25 protein-coding genes are annotated in these 22,519 nt (G+C 71.4%); 16 read left to right on the plus strand and 9 right to left on the minus strand.

All coding sequences use genetic code 11. From position 1 onward, the window contains the following. Positions 1–42 precede the first annotated feature (42 nt). Positions 43–963, minus strand: a complete 921-nt coding sequence (locus ACEN9J_RS21920; RefSeq protein ID WP_413762045.1) for a tetratricopeptide repeat protein — start codon at positions 961–963, stop codon at positions 43–45. Between the two features lie 36 nt (positions 964–999). Between ACEN9J_RS21920 and purE the strand changes: the two genes are divergently transcribed. The 3 genes from purE to ACEN9J_RS21935 are packed head-to-tail and all read left to right on the plus strand — an operon-like array spanning position 1,000 to position 3,729. Then, positions 1,000–1,542: a 5-(carboxyamino)imidazole ribonucleotide mutase gene (gene purE, locus ACEN9J_RS21925; protein ID WP_057594388.1), complete on the plus strand. Its 543-nt coding sequence runs from the start codon at positions 1,000–1,002 to the stop codon at positions 1,540–1,542. Then, positions 1,539–2,720: a 5-(carboxyamino)imidazole ribonucleotide synthase gene (locus ACEN9J_RS21930; protein WP_057594389.1), complete on the plus strand. Its 1,182-nt coding sequence runs from the start codon at positions 1,539–1,541 to the stop codon at positions 2,718–2,720. The genes purE and ACEN9J_RS21930 overlap by 4 nt, the downstream gene beginning before the upstream one ends. A gap of 7 nt (positions 2,721–2,727) precedes the next feature. Beyond that, positions 2,728–3,729, plus strand: coding sequence for an L-threonylcarbamoyladenylate synthase (locus ACEN9J_RS21935; protein ID WP_057594390.1), 1,002 nt, complete (start codon positions 2,728–2,730; stop codon positions 3,727–3,729). A gap of 26 nt (positions 3,730–3,755) precedes the next feature. Here the strand turns inward: ACEN9J_RS21935 and ACEN9J_RS21940 are convergent, their stop codons facing one another. The 3 genes from ACEN9J_RS21940 to ACEN9J_RS21950 form a co-directional block, all read right to left on the minus strand. After that, positions 3,756–5,354, minus strand: coding sequence for an alpha/beta hydrolase family protein (locus ACEN9J_RS21940; RefSeq protein WP_413762046.1), 1,599 nt, complete (start codon positions 5,352–5,354; stop codon positions 3,756–3,758). Between the two features lie 119 nt (positions 5,355–5,473). After that, positions 5,474–6,922, minus strand: a complete 1,449-nt coding sequence (dacB, locus tag ACEN9J_RS21945; protein WP_413762047.1) for a D-alanyl-D-alanine carboxypeptidase/D-alanyl-D-alanine-endopeptidase — start codon at positions 6,920–6,922, stop codon at positions 5,474–5,476. A gap of 8 nt (positions 6,923–6,930) precedes the next feature. After that, entirely contained in the window at positions 6,931–7,518 is a 588-nt protein-coding gene (locus ACEN9J_RS21950; RefSeq protein ID WP_209543185.1) for an NUDIX domain-containing protein, read from the minus strand. A gap of 79 nt (positions 7,519–7,597) precedes the next feature. Between ACEN9J_RS21950 and ACEN9J_RS21955 the strand changes: the two genes are divergently transcribed. The 6 genes from ACEN9J_RS21955 to pyrF all read left to right on the plus strand — a co-directional run bounded on the left by ACEN9J_RS21955 (position 7,598) and on the right by pyrF (position 12,435). Beyond that, complete coding sequence (locus ACEN9J_RS21955) at positions 7,598–8,368, plus strand: DeoR/GlpR family DNA-binding transcription regulator (protein WP_413762048.1); 771 nt, start codon at positions 7,598–7,600, stop codon at positions 8,366–8,368. 67 nt (positions 8,369–8,435) lie between these two features. Continuing rightward, the gene (locus tag ACEN9J_RS21960; RefSeq protein ID WP_413762049.1) at positions 8,436–9,470 is read left to right on the plus strand and encodes a DMT family transporter; all 1,035 of its coding nucleotides are present in this window, start codon (positions 8,436–8,438) and stop codon (positions 9,468–9,470) included. Then, entirely contained in the window at positions 9,463–10,191 is a 729-nt protein-coding gene (tsaB, locus tag ACEN9J_RS21965; protein ID WP_413762050.1) for a tRNA (adenosine(37)-N6)-threonylcarbamoyltransferase complex dimerization subunit type 1 TsaB, read from the plus strand. The genes ACEN9J_RS21960 and tsaB overlap by 8 nt, the downstream gene beginning before the upstream one ends. Continuing rightward, positions 10,188–10,742 carry a ribosomal protein S18-alanine N-acetyltransferase gene (gene rimI, locus ACEN9J_RS21970; RefSeq protein WP_057597908.1) on the plus strand — a complete coding sequence of 185 codons (555 nt, stop codon included), beginning with the start codon at positions 10,188–10,190 and terminating at the stop codon, positions 10,740–10,742. Before tsaB ends, rimI begins: the two co-directional genes overlap by 4 nt. After that, complete coding sequence (locus ACEN9J_RS21975; protein WP_413762051.1) at positions 10,739–11,566, plus strand: uracil-DNA glycosylase family protein; 828 nt, start codon at positions 10,739–10,741, stop codon at positions 11,564–11,566. Before rimI ends, ACEN9J_RS21975 begins: the two co-directional genes overlap by 4 nt. A gap of 44 nt (positions 11,567–11,610) precedes the next feature. Then, positions 11,611–12,435 (plus strand): orotidine-5'-phosphate decarboxylase, encoded by an 825-nt coding sequence (gene pyrF / locus ACEN9J_RS21980; protein WP_413762052.1) that lies wholly within the window; start codon positions 11,611–11,613, stop codon positions 12,433–12,435. A 16-nt stretch (positions 12,436–12,451) separates the two neighbouring features. On the opposite strand, the gene ACEN9J_RS21985 is transcribed toward pyrF, so the two are convergent. Next, a complete protein-coding gene (locus tag ACEN9J_RS21985) occupies positions 12,452–13,186 on the minus strand; it encodes a helix-turn-helix domain-containing protein (RefSeq protein ID WP_057596203.1) in 735 nt (244 codons plus the stop codon). Positions 13,187–13,343: 157 nt separating this feature from the next. Between ACEN9J_RS21985 and ACEN9J_RS21990 the strand changes: the two genes are divergently transcribed. From ACEN9J_RS21990 to ACEN9J_RS22020, 7 genes are all read left to right on the plus strand, one after another. Next, positions 13,344–14,201: a hypothetical protein gene (locus tag ACEN9J_RS21990; protein WP_057596202.1), complete on the plus strand. Its 858-nt coding sequence runs from the start codon at positions 13,344–13,346 to the stop codon at positions 14,199–14,201. Positions 14,202–14,272: 71 nt separating this feature from the next. Beyond that, positions 14,273–16,213, plus strand: coding sequence for an MFS transporter (locus ACEN9J_RS21995; protein ID WP_057596201.1), 1,941 nt, complete (start codon positions 14,273–14,275; stop codon positions 16,211–16,213). A 187-nt stretch (positions 16,214–16,400) separates the two neighbouring features. Continuing rightward, complete coding sequence (locus ACEN9J_RS22000; protein ID WP_057596200.1) at positions 16,401–16,898, plus strand: YiaA/YiaB family inner membrane protein; 498 nt, start codon at positions 16,401–16,403, stop codon at positions 16,896–16,898. 32 nt (positions 16,899–16,930) lie between these two features. After that, a complete protein-coding gene (locus tag ACEN9J_RS22005; RefSeq protein ID WP_413762053.1) occupies positions 16,931–17,410 on the plus strand; it encodes a hypothetical protein in 480 nt (159 codons plus the stop codon). After that, on the plus strand, positions 17,407–18,201 hold the full coding sequence (locus tag ACEN9J_RS22010) for a DUF2145 domain-containing protein (protein WP_057596198.1): 795 nt from the start codon (positions 17,407–17,409) through the stop codon (positions 18,199–18,201). The genes ACEN9J_RS22005 and ACEN9J_RS22010 overlap by 4 nt, the downstream gene beginning before the upstream one ends. 37 nt (positions 18,202–18,238) lie before the next feature. Then, entirely contained in the window at positions 18,239–19,330 is a 1,092-nt protein-coding gene (locus ACEN9J_RS22015; protein ID WP_057596197.1) for a zinc ribbon domain-containing protein, read from the plus strand. A 100-nt stretch (positions 19,331–19,430) separates the two neighbouring features. Beyond that, a complete protein-coding gene (locus ACEN9J_RS22020; protein ID WP_057596196.1) occupies positions 19,431–19,823 on the plus strand; it encodes a DUF3597 domain-containing protein in 393 nt (130 codons plus the stop codon). A 71-nt stretch (positions 19,824–19,894) separates the two neighbouring features. Here the strand turns inward: ACEN9J_RS22020 and ACEN9J_RS22025 are convergent, their stop codons facing one another. From ACEN9J_RS22025 to ACEN9J_RS22040, 4 genes are read right to left on the minus strand one after another with little or no spacing between them, the layout of a single operon-like run. Further along, a complete protein-coding gene (locus ACEN9J_RS22025) occupies positions 19,895–20,671 on the minus strand; it encodes an SDR family NAD(P)-dependent oxidoreductase (RefSeq protein ID WP_413762054.1) in 777 nt (258 codons plus the stop codon). Positions 20,672–20,730: 59 nt separating this feature from the next. Further along, positions 20,731–21,903, minus strand: coding sequence for a tRNA guanosine(34) transglycosylase Tgt (tgt, locus tag ACEN9J_RS22030; RefSeq protein ID WP_413762055.1), 1,173 nt, complete (start codon positions 21,901–21,903; stop codon positions 20,731–20,733). Then, positions 21,903–22,298 (minus strand): type II toxin-antitoxin system VapC family toxin, encoded by a 396-nt coding sequence (locus ACEN9J_RS22035; RefSeq protein WP_413762056.1) that lies wholly within the window; start codon positions 22,296–22,298, stop codon positions 21,903–21,905. Before ACEN9J_RS22035 ends, tgt begins: the two co-directional genes overlap by 1 nt. Then, a complete protein-coding gene (locus tag ACEN9J_RS22040; protein ID WP_209543153.1) occupies positions 22,298–22,504 on the minus strand; it encodes an AbrB/MazE/SpoVT family DNA-binding domain-containing protein in 207 nt (68 codons plus the stop codon). The genes ACEN9J_RS22035 and ACEN9J_RS22040 overlap by 1 nt, the downstream gene beginning before the upstream one ends. Positions 22,505–22,519 lie beyond the last annotated feature (15 nt).

The raw sequence follows: 22,519 nt of genomic DNA on the forward strand, positions 1-22,519 counted from the left end.
CAATGAAATTGCGCACTCAAATGCGCTTTTGACTCGATCGCCTCAGCTCAGCACCACGCTGCTGAGCCGGCGCCGGTAGGTCGCCACGGTCGGATCGTCGGGCGGGATCTGGCCGTCGGCCACCTTCACCTTCGGCGGCTCGATCAGCTCGAGGATCGCCACGTAGGTCTTGCGCGCGAGCTCCTCGCTCCAGCTCTTGTCGCGCATCAGGATCTCGAGCAGCTCGTCCATCGCGGCAGTCCATTGCTGCTGCGCGACCAGCAGGCGGGCGCGGTCGAAGCGGGCCTGGAAGTCGCGCTTGTTGGCCGCGATCTTCGCGTCGAGCTCGGCCACCGCGGGTGCCGCGCCCGTGGGCGGGGCCGCGAAATCGATCGCGTCCATCCAGCGCTGCAGCGCATCGAAGCGGCGCACCACCGAGGCCTTGGCGATCACGGGCGCGAAGGCCACCTTGGCGTCGTCGGCGCGGTCGAGCTGCAGCAGCAGCTTCACGTAGTCGAAGCGCGCGTCGTCGTTGGCCGGGTCGGTGGCCACCGCGTGCTGCAGCTTCTCGAGCGCGCCCTCGGTGTCGCCCTCGGCCAGCGCCTCCTGCGCCGCCTCTTCCTCGGCGGCGGCCTCGGCCTCGTCGGCACCGGGCACGTGCTTGTCGAGGAATTCGCGGATCTTCTCGGCGGGAATGGCGCCGACGAAGCCGTCGACCGGCTGGCCGTCCTTGAACATCACGCAGAACGGGATGCTGCGCACGCCGAACATCTCGGAGAGCTGGGAGGAGATCTGCGGCACCTTGTCGGCGTCGAGCTTGGCCAGCGTGAAGCGTCCGGCGTACTCCACCTCGAGCTTTTCGAGCACCGGCCCGAGCTGCTTGCAGGGGCCGCACCATTCGGCCCAGATGTCCAGCAGCACCGGCCGGGCGAGGGAGGCTTCGATCAGCTCGTCCTGGAAATTTTCGAGAGTGATGTCGATCATCGGGAACAACTGGGGGTGAAACGTAAAATTGGAACCATGAACGAAACCATTCAGGTCGGTGTGGTGATGGGCTCGAGCTCCGATTGGGAGACGATGCGCAACGCGGTCGAGATTCTCCAGCAATTCGGCATCCGCCACGAAGCGAAGGTGGTCTCCGCCCACCGCATGCCCGATGCGCTCTTCGCGTACGCCGAAAGCGCCGCCGGGCGCGGACTCGCGGCGATCATCGCCGGCGCGGGGGGCGCGGCCCACCTGCCGGGCATGCTGGCCTCCAAGACCACGGTGCCGGTGCTCGGCGTGCCGGTCGCCAGCCGGCACCTGCAGGGCGTCGATTCCCTCTACAGCATCGTGCAGATGCCCAAGGGCGTGCCGGTCGCCACCTTCGCCATCGGCAACGCGGGCGCGGCCAACGCGGCGCTGTTCGCGGTCTCGATGCTGGCCGTCAACGACCCCGGCCTGCGCGCCAGGCTCGACGCCTTCCGCGCGGCCCAGACCGCCGCGGCCGAGGCCATGGCGCTGCCGCCCGTGGAGCCGGCCCCGGTTTCTCCTTTCTCGCCGCAAGGCGGAGGTGCCCTGTGAGCAACAGCAAAGGTGACCTGCCGATCCTCCCGGGCGCCACGCTCGGCGTGCTCGGCGGCGGCCAGCTCGGCCGCATGTTCGTGCATGCCGCCCAGCGCATGGGTTACTTCACCGCGGTGCTCGACCCCGATGCCGACAGCCCGGCCGGCCGGGTCAGCCACCACCACATCCACACCGACTACGGCGACGTCGACGGCCTCGCGCGGCTGGCCGGCCTGGCCGACGCCGTGACCACCGAGTTCGAGAACGTGCCCGCGCCCTCGCTCGAGCACCTCGCGGTGGCGCGGCCGGTGGCGCCCGCCGCCCCGGCGATCGCGATCGCGCAGGACCGGATCGCCGAGAAGGCCCATTTCGGCCGCTGCGGCGTGGCCTGCGCGCCCTACGCGGCGATCGAGACCGCGGCCCAGCTGGCGGCGGTGGAAGACCGGCTCCTGCCCGGCATCCTGAAGACCGCGCGCCTGGGCTACGACGGCAAGGGCCAGCAGCGCGTGCGCACGCGCGCCGAGCTGGTCGAGGCCTGGCAGGCCACGGGCTGCGTGCCCTGCGTGCTCGAGAAGCTGCTGCCGCTGGACTTCGAATGCTCGGTGATCGTGGCGCGCGGCCGCGACGGCCAGCTGGTGCACTTCCCGCCCCAGCGCAACCTGCATCGCGACGGCATCCTGGCCGTGACCGAGGTGCATGGCCAGAACATGCCCAAGACCGTGGCCCAGGCCGCGATCACCGCGGCCAAGAACATCGCCAACGGCCTCGGCTACGTCGGCGTGCTGTGCGTCGAGTTCTTCGTGCTGGCCGACGGCTCGCTGGTGGTCAACGAGATGGCGCCGCGCCCGCACAACAGCGGCCACTACACCATGGAGGCCTGCGACGTGTCGCAGTTCGAGCTGCAGGTGCGCACCCTGGCCGGCCTGCCGCTGGCCATGCCGCGTCAGCATAGCCCGGCCGTGATGCTGAACCTGCTGGGCGACCTGTGGTTCTCGGCCGGCGACGACAAGCCGGTCTCGCCGCGCTGGAGCGAGGTGCTCGCGCTGCCCGGCGCCCACCTGCACCTGTACGGCAAGATCGAACCGCGCCGCGGCCGCAAGATGGGCCACCTGACCTTCACCGGCGCCGACGCCGACCAGGTGCGCGCCATCGCCTCGCAGGTCGCGCTGCTGCTCGGCCTGCCGCCGGTGGCATGAAGGCCGCATGATCCTCGACGGCCCATCGCCCGCAGCCATCGCCGAGGCGGCGCGCATCCTGCGCGCCGGCGGGCTGGTGGCCTTTCCCACCGAAACCGTCTACGGCCTCGGTGCCGACGCCAGCAACGACGCGGCCGTGGCCGGCATCTTCCAGGCCAAGGGCCGGCCGGCCGACCATCCGCTGATCGTGCACGTGGCCGCCGGCACCAAGGGCACCGAGGCGCTGTCGCGCTTCGCCCAGCCGCTGCCGCCGTTCGCGCAGAAGCTGGTGCAGGCCTTCTGGCCCGGACCGCTGACCCTGATCGTCACGCGCCAGCCCGGCGTGGCCGCCGCCGCCGCGGGCGGGCAGGACACCATCGGCCTGCGCTGCCCCTCGCACCCGGTGGCGCAGGCGCTGCTCGAGGCCTGCGCCGAGCAGGGCGTGCCCGGCCTCGCGGGCCCGAGCGCCAACCGCTTCGGCCGCGTGAGCCCGACCACCGCGCAGCACGTGTTCGGCGAATTCGGCGACACCGTGCCGGTGCTCGACGGCGGCGCCTGCGAGGTCGGCATCGAGTCGACCATCGTCGACTGCAGCCGCGGCGCGCCGGTGCTGCTGCGCCCGGGGCTGATCACGCGCGCGCAGATCGAGGCCGCCTGCGGCGAACGCCTGCGCGACCGCGAGCTCATGGCGATGCCCGACCCGCGCGCCTCGGGCACGCTGGAGGCGCACTACGCGCCCGACGCCAAGGTGCGGCTGATGGACGCCAAGGCGATCCAGACCGGCCTCGACGTGCTGGGCGCCAATGCCGCCCACATCGCGATCTGGACCCGCAGCGCCGTGCGCAGCCGTTCGCAGCGTGTCGTGCAGCGCCGCATGCCCGACGACGCCGCCGCCAGCGCGCAGCAACTGTTCGCGGTGCTGCGCGAGTTCGACGCCGAGGGCGTCAAGCTGATCTGGGTCGAGACGCCGCCCGACACGCCCGAGTGGGAGGGCGTGCGCGACCGCCTGCAGCGGGCGGCCGCGGCCTGAAATCGGGATCGGGCAGCCTCCGAGCCTCAGCCCCCCGCCGCCAGCACGCCCTGGAAGAAGCCGCGCGCCGCCGCCAGGCAGAACGGCGGCGCCAGCGTGCCGTGGTAGGCCAGCATCACGGCGCGCGCCTTGTCGGCGTCGCTGCCGCCGGTGCTCTGCGCGAGCACGTCCTTGGCCTGGGCGAAGCCGGCGCGTGCGGCCGAGTAGGCGTCGGTGGTCGCGCTGTCCTCGAGGTCGACCACGGTCAGCCGCTCCGACGGCACGCCCTTGGCGCGGAAGTAGCCGGCGGTGGCTTGGGTGCTCAGGAAGTTGACGGTCGGGTCCTGCGCGCCGCCGCACATCAGCACCGGCCTGGCCGGCACCCAGTTGCGCAGGTCGTTGGCGCGCGCCGCCTTGCGGAAGCCCAGCGTGGGCGCGCAGTCGAGCGGCGTGGCCGAGTTCAGCGAGGCGGGGGTGGCCTTCAGGGCGTTGCCGGGGCAGGGGCTGCCGTCGATGTCGTTGGAGGCGCGCGTCAGGTAGCTCTGGCGCACCAGGTTGCCGGCGCCGTAGAAGATCGACAGCGAGGGATCGACCGGGCCGGGCGTTGCGCCGGCCGGATACAGCGCGAGCTGCGGCAGCTTGCCCTGGGCGATCAGCGTGCTGGTGGGCGTGAGGCTGGGCAGCAGGGTGTCGATGCCAGTCGCGTACTGCGCCTCGTAGATGTCGCTGGTGTTGCTGTAGACGTCGCCGAACTGCTGTTGCCAGCTGGTCGACAGCAGCGGCACGAACAGCGTGCTGCCGAGCGCCGGCCAGCCCTTGAAGTTGTAGTCCACCAGCAGGCTGATGGCCGAGGGTGCCGACAGCGGCGCCGAGGCCGTCACCGTCTTGCCCGTGGCCTGCAGCTCGCGGTGCGCGGCCAGCGCCACGTAGCCGCCCTGCGAATAGCCGGTGACGAACAGCGAGCCCGCGTCCGAGGCGTCGATGTTGGCGAAGGTCTTGCGCGCGGCGGTCAGCGCATCGACCATGTCCTTGCCCTGCTGGTCGCCGTTGAGGTAGGGGTGGTAGGGCAGCGTCGACTTGTCGTAGCCCGCGTAGTTGGGCGCGACCACGATGAAGCCCTGCGCCGCCAGCATGGCCGCGACCACCACGCCCTCGCCGGCGGCGGCCTGGTTCACGTCGGCCCACTTGGCGATGTTGTAGTCGCGCGCGGCGTTGGTGCCGTGGGCGTACAGCACGATCGGGCGCGGGCCGCTGCAGGCCGCGTCGCCGCCGCGCGGCACCATGATGGCGGCCGTGGCGTTGGTGGCCTCGCCCTTGCCGCCGACGGTGCGGTATTCGAGGTAGCGCGTGTCGATGCCGCACTTGGGCGTGCCCGACACCTGCAGCAGCGCCTTGCCCTTGTCGTCGAGCTGCAGCAGCGTGCGGAAATCGCCGGCCGACAGGCTCAGCACGCGCTCGGGCGGATTGGTCACGACCGAGCCGCGGCCGGTGTCCTCGGGCGGCGGCGGCGCGGGCGGGAAGGTGCCGATGCCGAAGCCGCCGCCCCCGCCGCCCCCGCCGCAGGCCGAGAGCAGCAGCGTCGCGCTCGCGAAGGCGGCGGCGAGCAGGTTGCGGGAAGGGGAGGGTGGCGGTACGAGGCTTGGCACGTCGGGGTCTCCTGGATCTTCGAACGAACGGGCGTTCGATTCTGTCAGTGCCCCGGTGCCATGCAAGCAGTGCTTGCCTGCACAACGTTTTCAGTACAGGCCGCCGGGCCCGCGGTCGTTCAGTTGTCCTGCGCGGTCCAGTCGACCAGCGCGTCGAAGGCCGCGCGCGCCGCGCCCGCGTTCTCGGCGTTGGCGATCGCCACCAGCACGTAGCGCCGGCCGCTCGCGCCGTGCACGTAGCCGGCGATGCCCGAGGCGTCGCGCAGGGTGCCGGTCTTCAGATGCGCGGCGCCGCCCGAGCGCAGCGTGCGCTTGCGCAGGGTGCCGTCCACGCCGAGCGCGGGCAGCGAGCCCACGAGCTCGGGCATCACCGGCGAGCGCCAGGCCACCTGCAGCATCCTGCCGAGCGCGGCCGCGCTGATGCGCTCGTCGCGCGACAGGCCCGAGCCGTTCTCGAACACCGGCGGCGCCTCGCCGGTGCCGATGCGGTCGCGCCACCACTGGACCAGCGCGCCGCGCGAGGCCTCGAAGGTGCCGCGGTTCTTCTGCGTGAGGCCGAGGGTCAGGAACACCTGCTGCGCCATCACGTTGTTGCTGTACTTGTTGATGTCGCGGATCACCTCGGGCAGCGGCGGCGAGGCGAACTCGAACGCCGGCTTGAGCCCCGCGGGCACGCGGCCCTCGCGCATCTGGCCGCCCACGCGCCCGCCCATCTCGGCCCACAGGCCGCCGATGGCGCGCAGCGCGTAGCTGCGCGGATCGGCATAGGCCACGGCCCAGCTCTTCTCGCCGCAGGCGGCGGGAAAGCCGCCGTTGAAGCGGATGCGGTTCGGATCGCCATAGTCGGCGCGCAGCGCCGTGCGCCAGTCGCCGCATTCGCCGGGCGAAAGCGGCACCGTCTGCGGCATCGCCACGGCCGCCAGCGGCGGCTCGTAGCTCACGCGCGCGAACTGGCCGCCGCGGTCGGGCACGAAGCTCATGTTGACCGACTTGAAGTTCAGCAGCAGCGCATCGGGCGAGGCGTTGTAGGGGCGCAGCGGCTCGCCGTCGAAGGCGCCCGGGTCGTTCTCGACCGTGTTCTCGAAGGCGCTGCGGTCGATCACGATGTCGCCGCTCACGCTCGTGATGCCCAGGCCCTGCACGTGGCGCAGCAGCAGCCACATGCGCTCGATCACCAGCTTGGGATCGCCCTGGCCCTTGATGTAGAGGTTGCCGTTGAGCACGCCGTTGGCGATGCTGCCCTCGACGTAGACCGGCGTGTTCCAGGTGTAGGCCGCGCCCAGCAGGTCGAGCGCCGCGTAGGTGGTCACCAGCTTCATGATCGAGGCGGGATTCACCGGCACCTGCGTGCGCCAGGCCAGCCGCGGTGGGCGCAGGCCGTCGGCATCGGCGACCAGCATGGTCACGGCGTCGCGCGGCAGCTTGGCGCGGGTGAGCGCGGCATCGACCTCGGCCGGCAGCGGCTGCGGCTGCTGGGCGTGGGCGCCGGCCGCCAGGCACAGCGCGATGGCGCAGAGCGCGCGGGAAGGACGGGGGAGGGGAAGGCGTGCGACGGTGACAGCGGGCATGCGGCCCATTATCCCGGCGCGAAAAGATGCAGCCGCGCGTGGTACAGCAGCAGGATCGTCTTCGCGTCCGCGATGCGGCCGTCGGCCACCATGGCCAGCGCCTCGTCGATGCCGAACTCGAGCACCTCGATGTCCTCGCCCTCCTCGGCCAGCCCGCCGCCCGCGCCCACGCGCATCGAGGGCTCGTACTCGGCGACGAAGAAGTGCAGCTTCTCGGTCACCGAGCCCGGGCTCATGAAGCATTCGAAGACCTTGTGCACCGCGCCCAGCCGGTAGCCGAGTTCCTCCTCGACCTCGGCGCGGATGCGTTCCTCGGGTGCCGCGTTGTCGAGCAGGCCGGCCGCGGCCTCGATCAGCAGGTCGTCCCAGCCGTTGACGAAGGCCGGGTAGCGGAACTGCCGCGTCAGCAGCACCGTGCGCCGCGCGCGGTTGTAGGCCAGCAGGGTGGCGCCGTTGCCGCGGTCGTAGGTCTCGCGGTGCATGCGCTGCCAGCTGCCGTCGTTGCGGCGCCAGTCGAAGGCCGTGGTCTTCAGCGTGTACCAGTTGTCGGAGAGAAGGGTGACTTCGTGCACCCGGACGCGGTCTTGCAGGGTCATGGCGGCGAGCATAGGTGCGAATTCGTGCAATAACAAGAAAATTCGTGCAATCGCGTGAAGCCGCCGCTACCATCGACCCATGCTCACCCGGCAGCGCAAGCAACACATCCTCTCGGTCCTGGCGCGCGACGGCCAGGTGGTCGCCAAGCCGCTCAGCGAGGCGCTGGGCCTGTCGGAAGACACGATCCGGCGCGACCTGCGCGAGCTCGCCGCCGAGGGCCGGCTGCAGCGCGTGCACGGCGGCGCGCTGCCGCTGGCACCGGCCGAGGCCGACCTCGCGGGCCGCCAGCGCATCGCGCCCGGGGAGAAGGTGGCCATCGGCCGCGCCGCCGCGCGCATGGTGCGCCCGGGCCAGGTGGTGTTCGTCGACGGCGGCACCACCGCGGTGCAGCTCGCGCGCCACCTGCCCCTGGACCTGCGCGCCACCGTCGTCACCCACAGTCCGCTGGTGGCGGCCGAACTGGCCGGCCATGACCGGCTCGAGCTGCTGCTGATCGGCGGGCGGCTGTTCCGGCATTCGATGGTGGCGGTGGGCGCGGCCGCGATGGACGCCATCTCGCGCGTGCATGCCGACCTCTTCTTCCTGGGCGTCACCGGCGTGCATGCCGAGGCCGGCCTGACCACCGGCGACAGCGAGGAGGCCGAGATCAAGCGCGCGCTGATGGCGGCGGCCGCCGAGACCGTGGTGCTGGCCTCGTCCGAGAAGCTGGGCGCGGCCTCGGCCTGGGTCGTGAACCCGGTGCGCGCGGCCGCGCGGCTGCTGGTGTCGCCCGAGGCGCCCGAGAAGGCGCTGGCGCCGCTGCGCCGGGCCGGCCTGGCGATCGTGCGCGGCGACGGCGCGGCCGGCTGACCCCGCCGCGGGCCGCGATTCGTCCCCCGCCGGGCGCAGTCCGCGGGGCCCCTCGATAATCCCGGGGATGCCCGCCGCGCCCCCGATGTCTCCCCCTGCCCGTCTCTCCCCCCGCACCGTCGGCATCGGCGCGGCCGTGATCACCGTGCTGGTGTGGACCGCCTTCATCGTCATCGCGCGCGCCTCGGCCGGCCGCTCGCTGTCCCCGTTCGACATCGCCTTCGCGCGCATCTGCGGCGCCAGCCTGGTGCTGGTGCCCTGGGGCGCGTGGCTCGTGATGCGCGCCCGCGCGGGCGGCGCGCAGGCGGCGGCCTCCTTCTTCGGCCTGTCGCCGCTGTCGCTGCGCGTCACGGCCATGGCCGGCGTGTTCGGCGGCGTCGCCTATGCCGTGTGCGCCTACTGCGGCTTCTTCTTCGCGCCGGCCAGCCATGCCTCGGTGCTGCTGCCCGGCAGCCTGCCGCTGTGGACCACCCTGCTGGCCGCGCTGGTGCTGCGCGACCGCATCACGCCGGCGCGCGCGCTCGGGCTGGCGCTGATCGTCGCGGGCGACCTGCTGGTGGGCGGGCGCAGCCTGCTGCATGCCTTCGAGGGCGGCGAGGTCTGGAAGGGCGACCTGCTGTTCATGGCCGCGGCCTTCTGCTGGGCCTGCTACAGCATCGTGGTGCGCCGCCACGGCCTCGACGCCGTGCGCGCCACCATCGCCATCACCGTGTTCGCGCTGCTGAGCTACGTGCCGGTCTACAGCCTGCTGGTGGCCGGCGGCTGGGTTGCCAGCCGCATCGGCAGCGCGCCCTGGGGCGAGCTGGCGTTCCAGATGCTGTTCCAGGGCATCGGCTCGGTCGTGGTGTCGGGCATCACCTTCACGAAGATGGTCCAGCACTTCGGCCCGGTGCGCACCACCATGATCACGGCGCTGGTGCCCGGCCTGTCGGCGCTGGGCGCGGTGCTGTGGCTCGACGAGCCGCTCTACTGGAACCTGATCGCCGGCCTGCTGCTGGTGACCGCCGGCATCCTGTTCGGCGTGCAGAAGCCGGCGCCCGCGCGCGCCGCCGGCCTGGTGCCGGCCGTGGCCACCGTGGCGGGAGGGCGTCGCGATGCCTGATGTGTTGGCCTTCGACACCAGCACCGAGCAGCTGTCGATCGCGGTGCGCCGCGGTGAGCGCGTGTGGACGCACGAGGGCGCGGGCGGCGCCCAGTCCTCGGCCACGCTGATCCCGCTGATCCAGCAGCTGCTGGCCGAGGCCGGCCTCGCGCTGGCGCAGCTCGACGCCATCGCCTTCGGCCGCGGCCCGGGCTCGTTCACCGGGCTGCGCACCGCCTGCGCGGTGGCGCAGGGCCTGGCGCTCGGCTCGGGCGTGCCGCTGCTGCCGGTCGACACCCTGCTGGCCGTGGCCGAGGAGGCGCGCCATGCCTTCGGCGCCCGGCGCACGGTGGCGCTGCTCGATGCGCGCATGGAGGAGATCTACGCCGCGCGCTACGACTTCGAGGCCCATGGCCCGCTCGGCGAGCCCGCCGCCGGCGCCGAGGGCCCGCTGCTGATGGCGCCCGAATCGCTCGTGGTGCCGGCCGGCTGGGCGTTGGCCGGCAATGCCTTCGCCGCCTACGGCGAGCGCCTGCCGGCCGCCGCCGCGCGCCACGCGGTGCTGCCCACGGCCGCCGCCATGCTGCGCTTGGCCCCCGCGCTGTTGGCGGCAGGCCGCACCGTGCCCGCGGCGCAGGCCTGGCCGCTCTACGTTCGCGATAAAGTGGCGCAAACCACCGAGGAGCGTGCCGCCATCAAGGCGGCCGCCGCCCACCACAACACACCGCCCGCGACCGCATGAGCGCCCTCCCGCAACCCGTGGAAGCCCGCCTCGAGCCGCTCACCATCGAGCGGCTCGACGCCGTCTGCGCCGTCGAGCAGACGGCCTACAGCCATCCCTGGACGCGCGCCAACTTCACCGACTCGATCGCCGTCGGCTACCACTGCCAGTGCCTGCTGGCGCCGGTCGCCGGCACCGGCATCGAGGCGGCGCGCCTCTCGCCGGTCACCAGCCTCGGCGAGATGCTGATCGGCTACTTCGTGGCCATGAAGGGCGTCGACGAGGTGCACCTGCTCAACATCACCGTGGCGCCGGCCTTCCAGCGCCAGGGCTGGGCGCCGCTGATGCTCGAGGCGCTGACCGGCTGGTCGCGCGCCCAGGGCGCCCAGTGGCTGTGGCTCGAGGTGCGCCAGAGCAACCGGCGCGCGCTCGACATCTACCTGCGCCAGGGCTACCGCACGGTCGGCGTGCGCAAGGGCTACTACCCGGGCGCCGAGGGCGGCCGCGAGGATGCGATCGTCATGAGCATGCGCCTCAACGAAACAGGCAGTGCCTGGGGAGCCTTGCGATGAACGCCGCCGTGCAGACCCTGCGGCTCGACGCGCGCCAGCGCGCGATGCTCGACGAGATGGGCGTGAAGGTCTGGTGGCCGGTGCCCGAGGCGGCCGAGGTCCCCGTGGCCGTGGCGCCCGCGCCGGTGGTGGAGGACGAGGCCGAACCGATCGACATGCCGCCGCCGAACGCCCGCTATGACGCCCGTGACGACGCCGTGCCCGAACCCGAACCGGTCGCGCCGCGTGCCCCGGCCGCCGCGCGCGCGCCCGTGGCCGCGCCGCCGCCGCGCCCGGCGCCGGTTCCCGCCGGCCACGGCGCGGCCGTGCTGGTCGAGGCGCCGCGCCGCCTCTATGCCGACGCCGCCGAGGGCGTTGCGCCGCAGGGCGGCTGGCTGGTGCTGGCCGACATGCCGCCCGAGGCCGACGGCCGCCATGGCGAACCCTTCGCGGGCGATGCCGGCCGGCTGCTCGACAACATGCTGCGCGCGCTCAAGCTGCACGAGGGCGGCACGCCGGTGCACCTGATGCGCCTGCACCGCGGCGTGGCCTCGGGCCAGCCCGGCGGCCCGCGCCCGCTCGACGAGGCCTTCGCCGAACACACCGCGGCGCTCGCGCCCCGGCTGGTGCTGGCCATGGGTCCGCTGGCCGCGCAGGGGCTGATGCAAAGCGGCGAGCCGCTGGGCAAGCTGCGCGGCCGGGTCGGCCAGGCGGCGCAGCTCGCGGGCGTGCCGGTGGTCGCCACCTACCACCCGGCCTACCTGCTGCGCAATCCGGTCGACAAGGGCCGCGCCTGGGCCGACCTGTGCCTGGCGGCCGCGCAGCAGCAGCCCGAGGCGGGCTGAGCCGGGGCGGGGGCCGTCGGGAGCCCCCTTTAAAATCGCCCCCCATGACTTTCCTCGACAAGCTTGCCGCCGCGCAGCAAACAAACGGTTCGTTGCTCTGCGTGGGGCTCGATCCGGAGCCGGCGAAGTTCCCGGGGCAGCTCAAGGGCGACGCGCGCCGCATCTACGACTTCTGCGCCCGCATCGTCGACGCCACGGCCGACCTCGCCATCGCCTTCAAGCCGCAGATCGCCTACTTCGCGGCCCACCGCGCAGAGGACCAGCTCGAACGGCTCATGGAGCACATGCGCCGCAACGCGCCCCAGGTGCCGACCATCCTCGACGCCAAGCGCGGCGACATCGGCTCCACCGCCGAGCAGTACGCCATCGAGGCCTTCGAGCGCTACGGCGCCGACGCCGTCACGCTCTCGCCCTTCATGGGCTTCGACTCGGTCGAGCCCTACCTGCGCCACCACGGCAAGGGTGCGTTCCTGCTGTGCCGCACCAGCAACCCCGGCGGGTCCGACCTGCAGGGCCAGCGGCTGGCGAGCGTCGAGGGCCAGCCCTTCCTCTACGAGCACGTCGCGCGGCTGGCGCAGGGCCCGTGGAACCTCAACGGCCAGCTCGGCCTCGTGGTCGGCGCCACCTACCCGGCCGAGATCGAGCGCGTGCGCGCGCTGGCGCCGACGGTGCCGCTGCTGATCCCGGGCGTCGGCGCCCAGGGCGGCGACGCGGCCGCCACGGTGCGCGCCGGCTGGCGCGCCGACGCGCCGATCGTCGTGAACTCCTCGCGCGCGATCATCTACGCCTCGTCGGGCGACGATTTCGCCGAGGCCGCGCGCGCCGCGGCGCGGACCACGCGCGACACGCTCGAAGCCGCCAAGGCCTGACCCCGGCGGCCCGGGCTCAGGCCCGCCGCAGCCGCGTGAACAGCTCGAACTCCCAGTTGCGCATCCCCAAGAGCAGCGTGTAGCCCTCGCGGTCCTTGGGCGACAGCTTCTGGTCGGTCTGGTGCTGCTGCGCGAAGTCCTGCGCCACGCGCTGCAGCCGCTCGAGGAAGGCCGGCGCCAGCGAACGGCTGATCGAGCCGTGCACCAGCAGCAGGCCCTCGGCCGGGCCGTCGAAGCCGCCGCGGTAGTAGTCGAGCACCACGTTCTCGCGGAAGAACTCCATCACCGGCCCGTGCGGGCGCCAGCGGAAGGTCTTGGCGAGCTTCAGGCGATACCGGTTCAGCGGCCGCAGCTCGATGATCCCGATGCGGTCGAGCTGGGCCAGGAAGCCGATGCACTCGGCCTCGCTGATCCGGTAGGCCGTCACGATCTGCTCCAGCGTCCACTGGCTCAGCACGCTGATCGCCACCAGCAGCAGCTTCTTGTCCTTGACCACGGCCTTCTCCTGCTCGTGCGTCAGTTCCTTGAGCAGCGGCTGGGCGTCGGCCACGCGCCGCGCCAGCTCGGCGAAATCGATCTTCAGCGCGCGGCAGATGGCGTCCACGCGCGACAGCGGCATGTCGCTCTTGGCCAGCATCCGCTTGACGCTGGACTCGGCCATGTCGAGCGAGCGCGCCAGGTCGGCGTAGGTCATGCGGGCGCTCTTGAGTTCGTTCTTCAGGGCCTGGACGAGGTCGACGGTGGTACTCATGAAGGTGGCGGGGTTCCGGTTGGGTATCGGTTGGAGATACCGATGGGTGTGAAATAGTGCCTCGTATCGATTCTCGATGCCTGGGGAGAGGCTGGCAACTAAATTCCGCCCGCCAACCGATCGGCCATCCCGCCATCACCCAACTTCGAGAACAGACATGCTCCTCCACTCCCTGACACGCCGCGAACGTGGCCTGGCCTTCTTCCTGGGCCTGCTGCTCCTGATCGGCATCGTCGGCCCGGCGCTGCCGGCCGCCGAGGTCGCGATCGCCCTGGTCTTCGCCGACACCCGTTCCTGGCACGGCCTGCCCAACGCCATGGACGTGCTGAGCAACCTGCCCTTCGTCCTCATGGGCTGCTGGGGCCTGTACTGGCTCAACCGCATCGACCGCGCGCACCACGAGGCGCTGGCCGGCTTCCCGCTCGCGCCGCCGGCCAGCGATCCGCCCGACAACACGCTCGACTGCGCCTGGCTCTTCTTCGCCGGCCTGATCGCCACCGCCGCCGGCTCGGCCTTCTATCACCTGGCGCCCGACGCGCCGCGGCTGGCGGCCGACCGCGCCGGCATGGCGGTCGCCTTCGCCGGCCTGATCGGGGTGGCGGTCTGCGAGCGCGTGAGCCAGCGCGCCGGCTGGCCGGCCGCCTGGTTCGTGCTCACCACCGGCCTGCTGTCGGCCGAGATCGCGCAGGAGACCGGCAACGTGCTGCCCTGGGCGCTGGTGCAGTTCGGCGGCATGGCGCTGGTGCTCACGCTGGCGCTGTCGCGGCCGATGCCCGGCGCCGTCGGCCTGCGCCTGGGCTGGGTGATCGCGGCCTACGTGCTGGCCAAGGCCTTCGAGCTGGCCGACCAGCCGATCTACGAGGCCACGCACGGCGTGATCTCGGGCCACACGCTCAAGCACCTGTGCGCCGCCCTGGCCGCGCTGCCGGTGCTGGCCGCGCTCAAGCGGCTCGACAGCGGCTGGCGCGCCGTGGCCCTGCGGCACAATCCCGGCGCGGCCGCCCTGACGGCCTGACGACAGCCCCCGGCCCCGCGAGCGTTCCCCGCCGGGGGCCGCGCGGAGCCGCCAAGAGGAGAAGCTTCCGAATGACCACGCCCGCCGCTGCCCCGCCCGAGGCGAATGCCCACGCCAACCAGTTCGCGCTGCTCGGCCAGCGGCGTTTCGCGCCCTTCTTCTGGACCCAGTTCGCGGGCGCGGCGAACGACAACCTGTTCAAGTTCGCCTTCACCGTGATGGTGACCTACCAGCTGCAGCTCAGCTGGATGCAGCCCTCGATGGCGGGGCTGGTGATCGGCGCGCTGTTCATCCTGCCCTTCCTGCTGTTCTCGGCCACCGCGGGCCAGCTCACCGACAAGTTCGACAAGACGAAGATGATCCGCTTCGTCAAGAACCTCGAGATCGCGATCATGCTGATCGCGGCCTGGGGCTTCGTGCGCGCCGACGCGGTGATCCTGCTGGGCTGCGTCTTCCTCATGGGCCTGCACTCCACCCTGTTCGGCCCGGTCAAGTTCGCCTACCTGCCGCAGGTGCTCGACGCGCGCGAGCTCACGGGCGGCAACGGCATGGTCGAGATGGGCACCTTCATCGCGATCCTGCTGGGCCAGGTGGCCGGCGGCCTGCTGGTGGCGGTGCCGCAGATCGGCCACCTGAGCGTGGCCGTCGCCTGCGTGGCCCTGGCGCTGGCCGGGCGCGCCGTGGCGCAGGCGATCCCGCCGGTACCCGCCACCGACCCGAAGCTGGTCGTCAACTGGAACCCGGTCAGCGAGACCTGGCGCAACCTCAAGCTCGCGCACGAGAACATCGTGGTGTTCCGCTCGCTGCTGGGCATCTCGTGGATGTGGTTCTTCGGCGCCGTGTTCCTGAGCCAGTTCCCGAGCTTCGCCAAGGAGGTGCTGCACGGCAACGAGCAGGTCGCCTCGCTGCTGCTGGTGGTGTTCTCGATCGGCATCGGCGTCGGCTCGCTGCTGTGCGAGACGCTGAGCCGGCGCCAGGTCGAGATCGGGCTGGTGCCGCTGGGCGCCATCGGCATGAGCGTGTTCGCGATCGACCTGTACTTCGCCGCGCGCGGCCTGCCCGCGGTGCCCGAGATGGGGCTCGGCGCCTTCCTGCACCAGAGCGCGCACTGGCGGGTGATGGCCGACCTGGCGCTGCTGTCGCTGTTCGCGGGCCTCTACAGCGTGCCGATGTACGCGCTGATCCAGCTGCGCAGCCAGCCCACGCACCGCGCGCGCATCATCGCGGCCAACAACATCCTCAATGCCCTGTTCATGATCGGCAGCTCGGTGATCGCGGGCGCGCTGCTGGGCGCGGGCTTCACCATCCCGCAGATCTTCCTGTTCACCGGCATCGCCAACGCGGTGGTGGCCTTCTACATCTTCATGCTGGTGCCCGAGTACCTGCTGCGCTTCGTGGCCTGGGTGCTGTCGCGCTTCGTCTACCGCTTCGACATCCGGGGCGACGAGCACATCCCCGTCGAGGGCCCGGCCGTGCTGGTGTGCAACCACGTGAGCTTCATCGACGCGGTGCTGCTGATGGCCGCGAGCCCGCGGCCGATCCGCTTCATCATGGACCACCGCATCTTCAAGGTGCCGGTGCTCGGCTGGCTGTTCAAGCTCGCCAAGGCGATCCCGATCGCGCCGCAGAAGGAAGACCCGGCGGCCTACGAGGCGGCCTTCGCCAAGGCGCTCGGCGTGCTGCGCGAGGGCGACCTGCTGGCGATCTTCCCCGAGGGCGCGATCACGCGCGACGGCGCGCTGCAGCCCTTCAAGGGCGGCGTGATGAAGATCGTGGACGGCGCGCGCGCCGAGGGCATCGAGCCGCCCGTGATCCCGATGGCGCTGACCAACCTCTGGGGCTCGTTCTTCAGCCGCATCGAGCTGCGCGGCGGCGAGCCGGTGGCGATGGTCAAGCCCTTCCGCCGCGGCTTCTTCAGCCGCGTGGGCCTCAACGTCGGCGCACCGGTGGCGCCGGCCGAGGTGCGGCCCGAGCTGCTGCAGCAGCGCGTGGGCGGGCTGCTGCAGCCCTGAATCCGGGACCGCGCGCACGGACACGGGCCGCCTTCGGGCGGCCTTTCTCTTAGGGGGCGAGATACCCCGAAAAGTATCCGTTGGAGATACCGCCGGAGCCGAAACGCTGAACCGGTCGAATCATTCGAGTCCCGCGGCGCGGGGGCGGACCATCATCCGCCCACCTTCACTACGCCGCGAGGCACTCATGCAAACCCATATAGCCAACACCATCACCACCGCTCCGGTCCAGCGCGACACGCGGGCCTGGCAGTTCCAGGTCTGGGCGTCCTTCGCGATCGCCGTCTTCCTCTGCGCGACCGGCCTGAGCTGGCTGCCGGGCGAGGCACTGGACCGGGCCTTCATGGTGATGGGCTATGTGTTCTGCCTGAGCACGGCCTTCGTGCTGTCGAAGTTCGTGCGCGACAACCAGCATGCCGCCGGCCGCGACCTGCCGATGTGGAAGCTGGTCGTCTGGGGCAGCTTCTTCGTCGCGATGCTGCTGACCGGCTGGGGCCTGCTGCGCATGGAGATCAACGACACCTACAAGGCCTTCCTCGGCGTGAGCTGGCTGTTCCTGATCAGCTCGGCCTTCACGCTGGCCAAGACCCTGCGCGACCGCCACGAGGCCGACCTCGCCGAAGCCCGCCTGCAAGGCCGCCACGCCGCCCGCGTCGAAGCCGCCCAGACCCCGGCCGCCGAATGACCGCCCGCACCCGGCACGCAAGGAGTCCGATCATGAACACCGCTTTCGCCCGCAAGTCCCTGGCCACCGTCCTCGTGGCCGCCTGCACCGCCTTCGCCGCGCTCGCGGCGCCCGTGGCCCGCGCCCAGAGCGATGCCTCCATCGCGCTGTCGATGCTGCCCGTGGCCTCGGTGCTGGTCGGCGCCTCCGCGGTCGGTGCCGCCGGCGCCTCGGCCGCCAAGGCCGGCGAAGTGCCGGCCGCGCTCTCGGTCGGCGGCTCGGTGCTCACCGTGGTCGCCGTCGAGGCCTCGGCCGACGGCACGGTCTACGTGCTCGAACGCGCCGCCGACGGCGCGCGCGCCAGCGTCAAGGTGGCGGGCCGCGTGGCGCAGGGCGCCTCGACCGCGGTCGGCACCGCCATCGTCGTCAGCGTGATCGGCACCGGCGTCGTGCTCTCGGCCGCGGGCGAGGTGCTGGCCTTCGTGCCCAACGCCATCGGCCGTGCGCTGCTGGCCAACGAGAGGCTGTCATGAAGCGCGCCGCCTTCCTGGCGCTGGCCGCGTTCGCCGTGGCCGCCGCGGCGACGCAGGCGCAGGCCGGCCGCTCGTGCGAGCAGGTCAAGCCCGGCGCCGCGCTGATCGCCAAGGGCATGGAGCTGGCCGAGCGCACCTCGCAGCAGCTCGACGCCAGCGGCGCGCGCGTCGTCGTGCTGGCGCGCGCCGGCCAGGACCTGAGCAAGTACGGCCTGCGCTACTCGCACCTCGGCCTGGCCTACAAGACCGAGGCCGGCCCGTGGCGCGTGGTGCACAAGCTCAACCAGTGCGGCACCGCGGTGGCGGCGGTCTATCGGCAGGGGCTCGGCGAGTTCTTCCTCGACGACCTCTGGCGCTACGAGACCGCCTGGGTCGTGCCCACGCCGCAGGTGCAGGCGCAGTTGCTGGCCGCGCTGCAGGAGCCGACGCCGCGCCTGGTGCGGCTGCATGTCGCGCCCTACAGCGTCGTCAGCTACGCCTGGGGCCGCAAGTACCAGCAGTCGAACCAGTGGGCGCTCGAGACGCTGGCCGCCGCGATGGAGCCCGCCACCATCGCCAACCGCTCGCAGGCGCAGGCCTGGCTGCAGTTCAAGGGCTACGAGCCCACCACCTTGAAGCTCGGCCCGCTGACCCGCCTGGGCGGGCGCATCGGCTCGGCCAACATCGCCTTCGACGACCATCCCAACGACAAGCGCTTCTCGGACCGCATCGAGACCGTGACCGTCGATTCGGTGTTCGAATGGCTGCAGCGCGCGGGCCTGGGCGCGGCGCCGGTGGCGTTCAAGCTGTGAGCACGGCCCGCACGAGAAGAATGGAAGGAACGACGACATGAGCAAATCCCTGCGCCTCTCCGAGAAATGGTTCCGCCGCGGCCTCTGGCTGGTGGCGCTGGTGTTCGCGGGCTTCCTGATCGGGCTGGGCAGCACCATCGTGGGCGACCTGCCGCAGGTCGAGCGCGTGCGCACCATCGAGGACTTCATCGACCACCGCGCGGCCGATCCGCTGCGCGCCACCGTCAAGGCCTCGGAGGCCGCCGAGCTGCAGGCCTCGCGCGACCTCGACCAGATCCGGCTGCAGCTGCAGGCCGCGCAGCAGGCCGGCGCCAATGCACGCGAGACCTTCGGCAACTGGATCGCCACGCGCCGCGCCACCGCGCAGCCCGACCAGGATCCCGAGCTGATCGCGCGCACCAAGGCGCTCGACGCCATCAAGCAGAAGGAGGAGGCGGTGCAGCGCCAGGTCAACGCGCAGCAGCAGCGCATGCTCGACGCGCGCCAGGCCGAGCAGCGCGCGCGCACCGCGCTGGCCGAGCTGGAGCGCGACGCGCAGCTCAAGCTCGACGCCGAGTACCGCCGCATCGAGCTGCGCGTGTTCGCCTACCGGCTCGCGCTCACGCTGCCGCTGTTGGTGATCGCGGGCTGGCTGTTCGTGAAGAAGCGCAAGAGCACCTGGTGGCCCTTCGTCTGGGGCTTCATCCTGTTCGCGCTGTTCGCCTTCTTCGTCGAACTCGTGCCCTACCTGCCGAGCTACGGCGGCTACGTGCGCTACGCGGTGGGCATCGTGATCACGGTGCTGGTGGGGCGCTACGCGATCGTCGCGCTCAACAACTACCTCGCGCGCCAGAAGCTGGCCGAGCAGCAGCCCGACCAGGTGCGGCGCGAGGAACTGAGCTACGACACCGCGCTGGCGCGGCTCGACAAGGGCGTGTGCCCCGGCTGCGAGCGGCCGGTGGACCTGAAGAACACCGCCATCGACTTCTGCCCGCACTGCGGCATCGGCCTGCACGACCACTGCGAGGTCTGCGAGACGCGCAAGAGTGCCTTCTCGCGCTTCTGCCATGCCTGCGGTGCCTCGGCCGCATCGTCGGAGCCGGACGCGAAATCCTTCACGCCCCGGACCCCGCCGCAACCCGCGGCCTGAGGAGGGCGGTCACGCGCTCGTGCTACAACCGCCCGCTGCGTCGCATTCGCGGCCGCAGCCCCGGTCCCGTCCCCCGTCTCATCTCGAAGGAGTACGCGCAATGAGCATCTTCGGCAGCATCCTTTCCAAGATCTTCCCGTCCGCGCAGGCCGCGCAACCGCCGGCCACGGCACCCGCTGCCCCCGCCGCACCGGCACCCGCGGGTGCCCCGGCCGCCGCCGCACCGCCGCCGGCCATCACGGTGGTCGACGTCGAGGCCCTGCTCGACGGCATGCCGGGCGCGAAGCAGCTCAACTGGCGCACCTCCATCGTCGACCTGATGAAGCTGCTGGGCCTGGACAGCAGCCTCGACGCGCGCAAGCAGCTCGCGGCCGAGCTGAGCTACGGCGCCGACACCAGCGACAGCGCCAAGATGAACATCTGGCTGCATCGCCAGGTCATGACCAAGCTGGCGGCCAACGGCGGCAAGGTGCCGGCCGAACTGCGCGACTGATCCGCGCGGTCTCCATCAAGCAAACAGCCCGGCACTGCCGGGCTGTTTGCTTTGGAGGCGCGAAGAAGGCTTCAGGTCCAGCCCGCGTCCACCACGTAGTCCTGCGCCGTGCACATGCGCGAATCGTCGGCCGCCAGGAACAGCGCCATCGCCGCGATGTCCTCGCCCATCACGCGGCCCGGCAGGCACTGGGCGGCATCGATCTCCGCGCCCGACTCGGGCTTGACCCACAGCCGCAGCTGCCGCTCGGTCATCACCCAGCCCGGCACGATCGTGTTGACGCGGATGTTCTCTTTGCCCAGGTCGCGCGCCAGCGAGCGCGTGAGGCCGCGCACCGCCGCCTTGCAGGCCTGGTAGACCGGGTAGCCGCGGCCCTTCATCATCCAGCTGACCGAGCCGAAGTTGACGATCGAGCCGCCGCCCAGCGTGCGCATGTCGGGCGCCACCGCCTGCGCGGCGAAGAACTGGTGCTTGAGGTTCACGGCCACCAGCCGGTCGAAGTCCTCGTCGGTGACGTCGGCCATCTCGTGGCGGCGGTCGTTGGCCGCGTTGTTGAGCAGCACGCCCACCGGCCCGAAGTGCGAGCGCACCGCGTCGATGGTGGCGCCCAGCGCGGCCGTGTCGGTCACGTCGCAGGGCAGGAACAGCGCGGGATGCTCGCCGCGCAGCTGGCCCGCGAGCGCCTGGCCCGCGGCGCTGTCGATGTCGCAGAAGCCGACCTTCGCGCCCTGCGCATGGAAGGCCCGCACCAGCGATTCGCCGATGCCGCTCGCGCCGCCCGAGATGAAGACGGTGCGCTCGGCGAGCGAGGGATAGCGCGCGGTATAGGGCGAGGGTGCGGTGCTCATGGGCGTGGAAGACGACAGCCTGGAAGCCCGCGAGGTTAGCGCGGAACGCGCGTCGCGTCTCAGACGCCCCGTGCCCGCTCCGACTTGAAGCGCGCGCGGAATTCCGTGAACGTTCCCGCGTCGAGCGCCTCGCGGATCTCGCGCATCAGGTTCAGGTAGTAGTGCAGGTTGTGGATGGTCGTGAGCATCGGCCCGAGCATCTCGCCGCAGCGGTCGAGGTGATGCAGGTAGGCGCGGCTGAAGCCCTCGCGCCCGCCGTCGTTCCAGCTCACGCCCGAAGTACCCGCGCAGGCGTGGCAGGTGCAGCTCGGGTCGATCGGCTGCGGGTCGCTCTTGTGGCGCGCGTTGCGCATCTTGAGGTCGCCGAAGCGCGTGAACAGCGTGCCGTTGCGCGCATTGCGCGTGGGCATCACGCAGTCGAACATGTCGACGCCGTCGGCCACGCCCTGCACCAGGTCTTCAGGGGTGCCCACGCCCATCAGGTAACGCGGCTTGTTCGCGGGCAGCCGGTGTGGCGTGTGGCCCATGATGTGCAGCATCTCCTCCTTGGGCTCGCCCACGCTCACCCCGCCGATGGCGTAGCCGGGGAAGTCCATGTCGACCAGCGCCGCCAGCGATTCCTCGCGCAGATTCTCGTACATGCCGCCCTGCACGATGCCGAACAGCGCGTTCGGGTTCTGCAACCGCTCGAACTCGGCCTGGCAGCGCCTGGCCCAGCGCAGGCTCAGTTCCATCGAGATGCGTGCCTCGGCCTCGGTCGTGATGTGGCCCTTGGTGTCGTAGGGCGTGCACTCGTCGAACTGCATCACGATGTCGCTGTTGAGGATGGTCTGGATCTGCATCGAGACCTCGGGCGTGAGGAACAGCTTGTCGCCGTTGACCGGCGACGCGAACTTCACGCCTTCCTCGCTGATCTTGCGCATCGCGCCCAGCGACCAGACCTGGAAGCCGCCCGAGTCGGTGAGGATCGGCTTGTTCCACTTCTCGAACTGGTGCAGCCCGCCGAAGCTCTGCATCACGTCCAGGCCCGGGCGCATCCACAGGTGGAAGGTGTTGCCCAGGATGATCTGCGCGCCCATCTCCTCGAGGCTGCGAGGCATCACGCCCTTGACGGTGCCGTAGGTGCCCACGGGCATGAAGATCGGCGTCTGCACCACGCCGTTGTTGAGCGTGAGCGTGGCGCGGCGCGCGTGGCTGTCGGGGTCGGTCTTGAGGAGTTCGAAGTTCAGCATCAGGATTTAGGGAAGTACTTGACCCCAGGAAGTCCGTCGAAGTGGGCGTCCTGGGTCCAGAGCGTGGCGCCTCGCGCCAGCGCCGTGGCGTAGATCAGGCTGTCGGCAAAAGGCAGGCCGTTGTCGGCGGCCGCCAGGCACAGGGCGGCGTCGAGCTCCACCACGTCGCCTTGCTGCATGTAGGCCGCTGCGCGCGATGCGATGGAAGCGTCGCGAATGCGTCGCAGGGTCTTGTAGACCTCGTACAAGGTCACGACAGGAACGATGAGCAGGGTGGGGTCGGCTGCGGCGTTCTGATAGAGCTTTGCCCGGTCTGTGGCGCCGAAGACTTCGAGCCAGCAGGACGAATCCAGAACCAAAGGTCCGGCGGGAGCCTTGATGGAACCGCGAGCCATCAGAAGCGCTCGGGATCGTCGACGATGTCCGTCGGGATGCCGCGCAGCTCGGCCTGCAGCTCTTCCAGCGTCGGGACGGGGATCAGCTCGATGGCTTTGCCATGCCGCACCACGCTGAACCGCGCGCCGGGCTCGATGGCCATCTGCTCGCGGATGGTTTGCGGGATGACTACCTGGAATTTGGACGAAACTGTGACGGTCGGCATATCGATCTCCAATCG

It is taken from the genome of Variovorax sp. Varisp41 (genome assembly GCF_047325085.1).
GTDB lineage: Bacteria > Pseudomonadota > Gammaproteobacteria > Burkholderiales > Burkholderiaceae_C > Variovorax.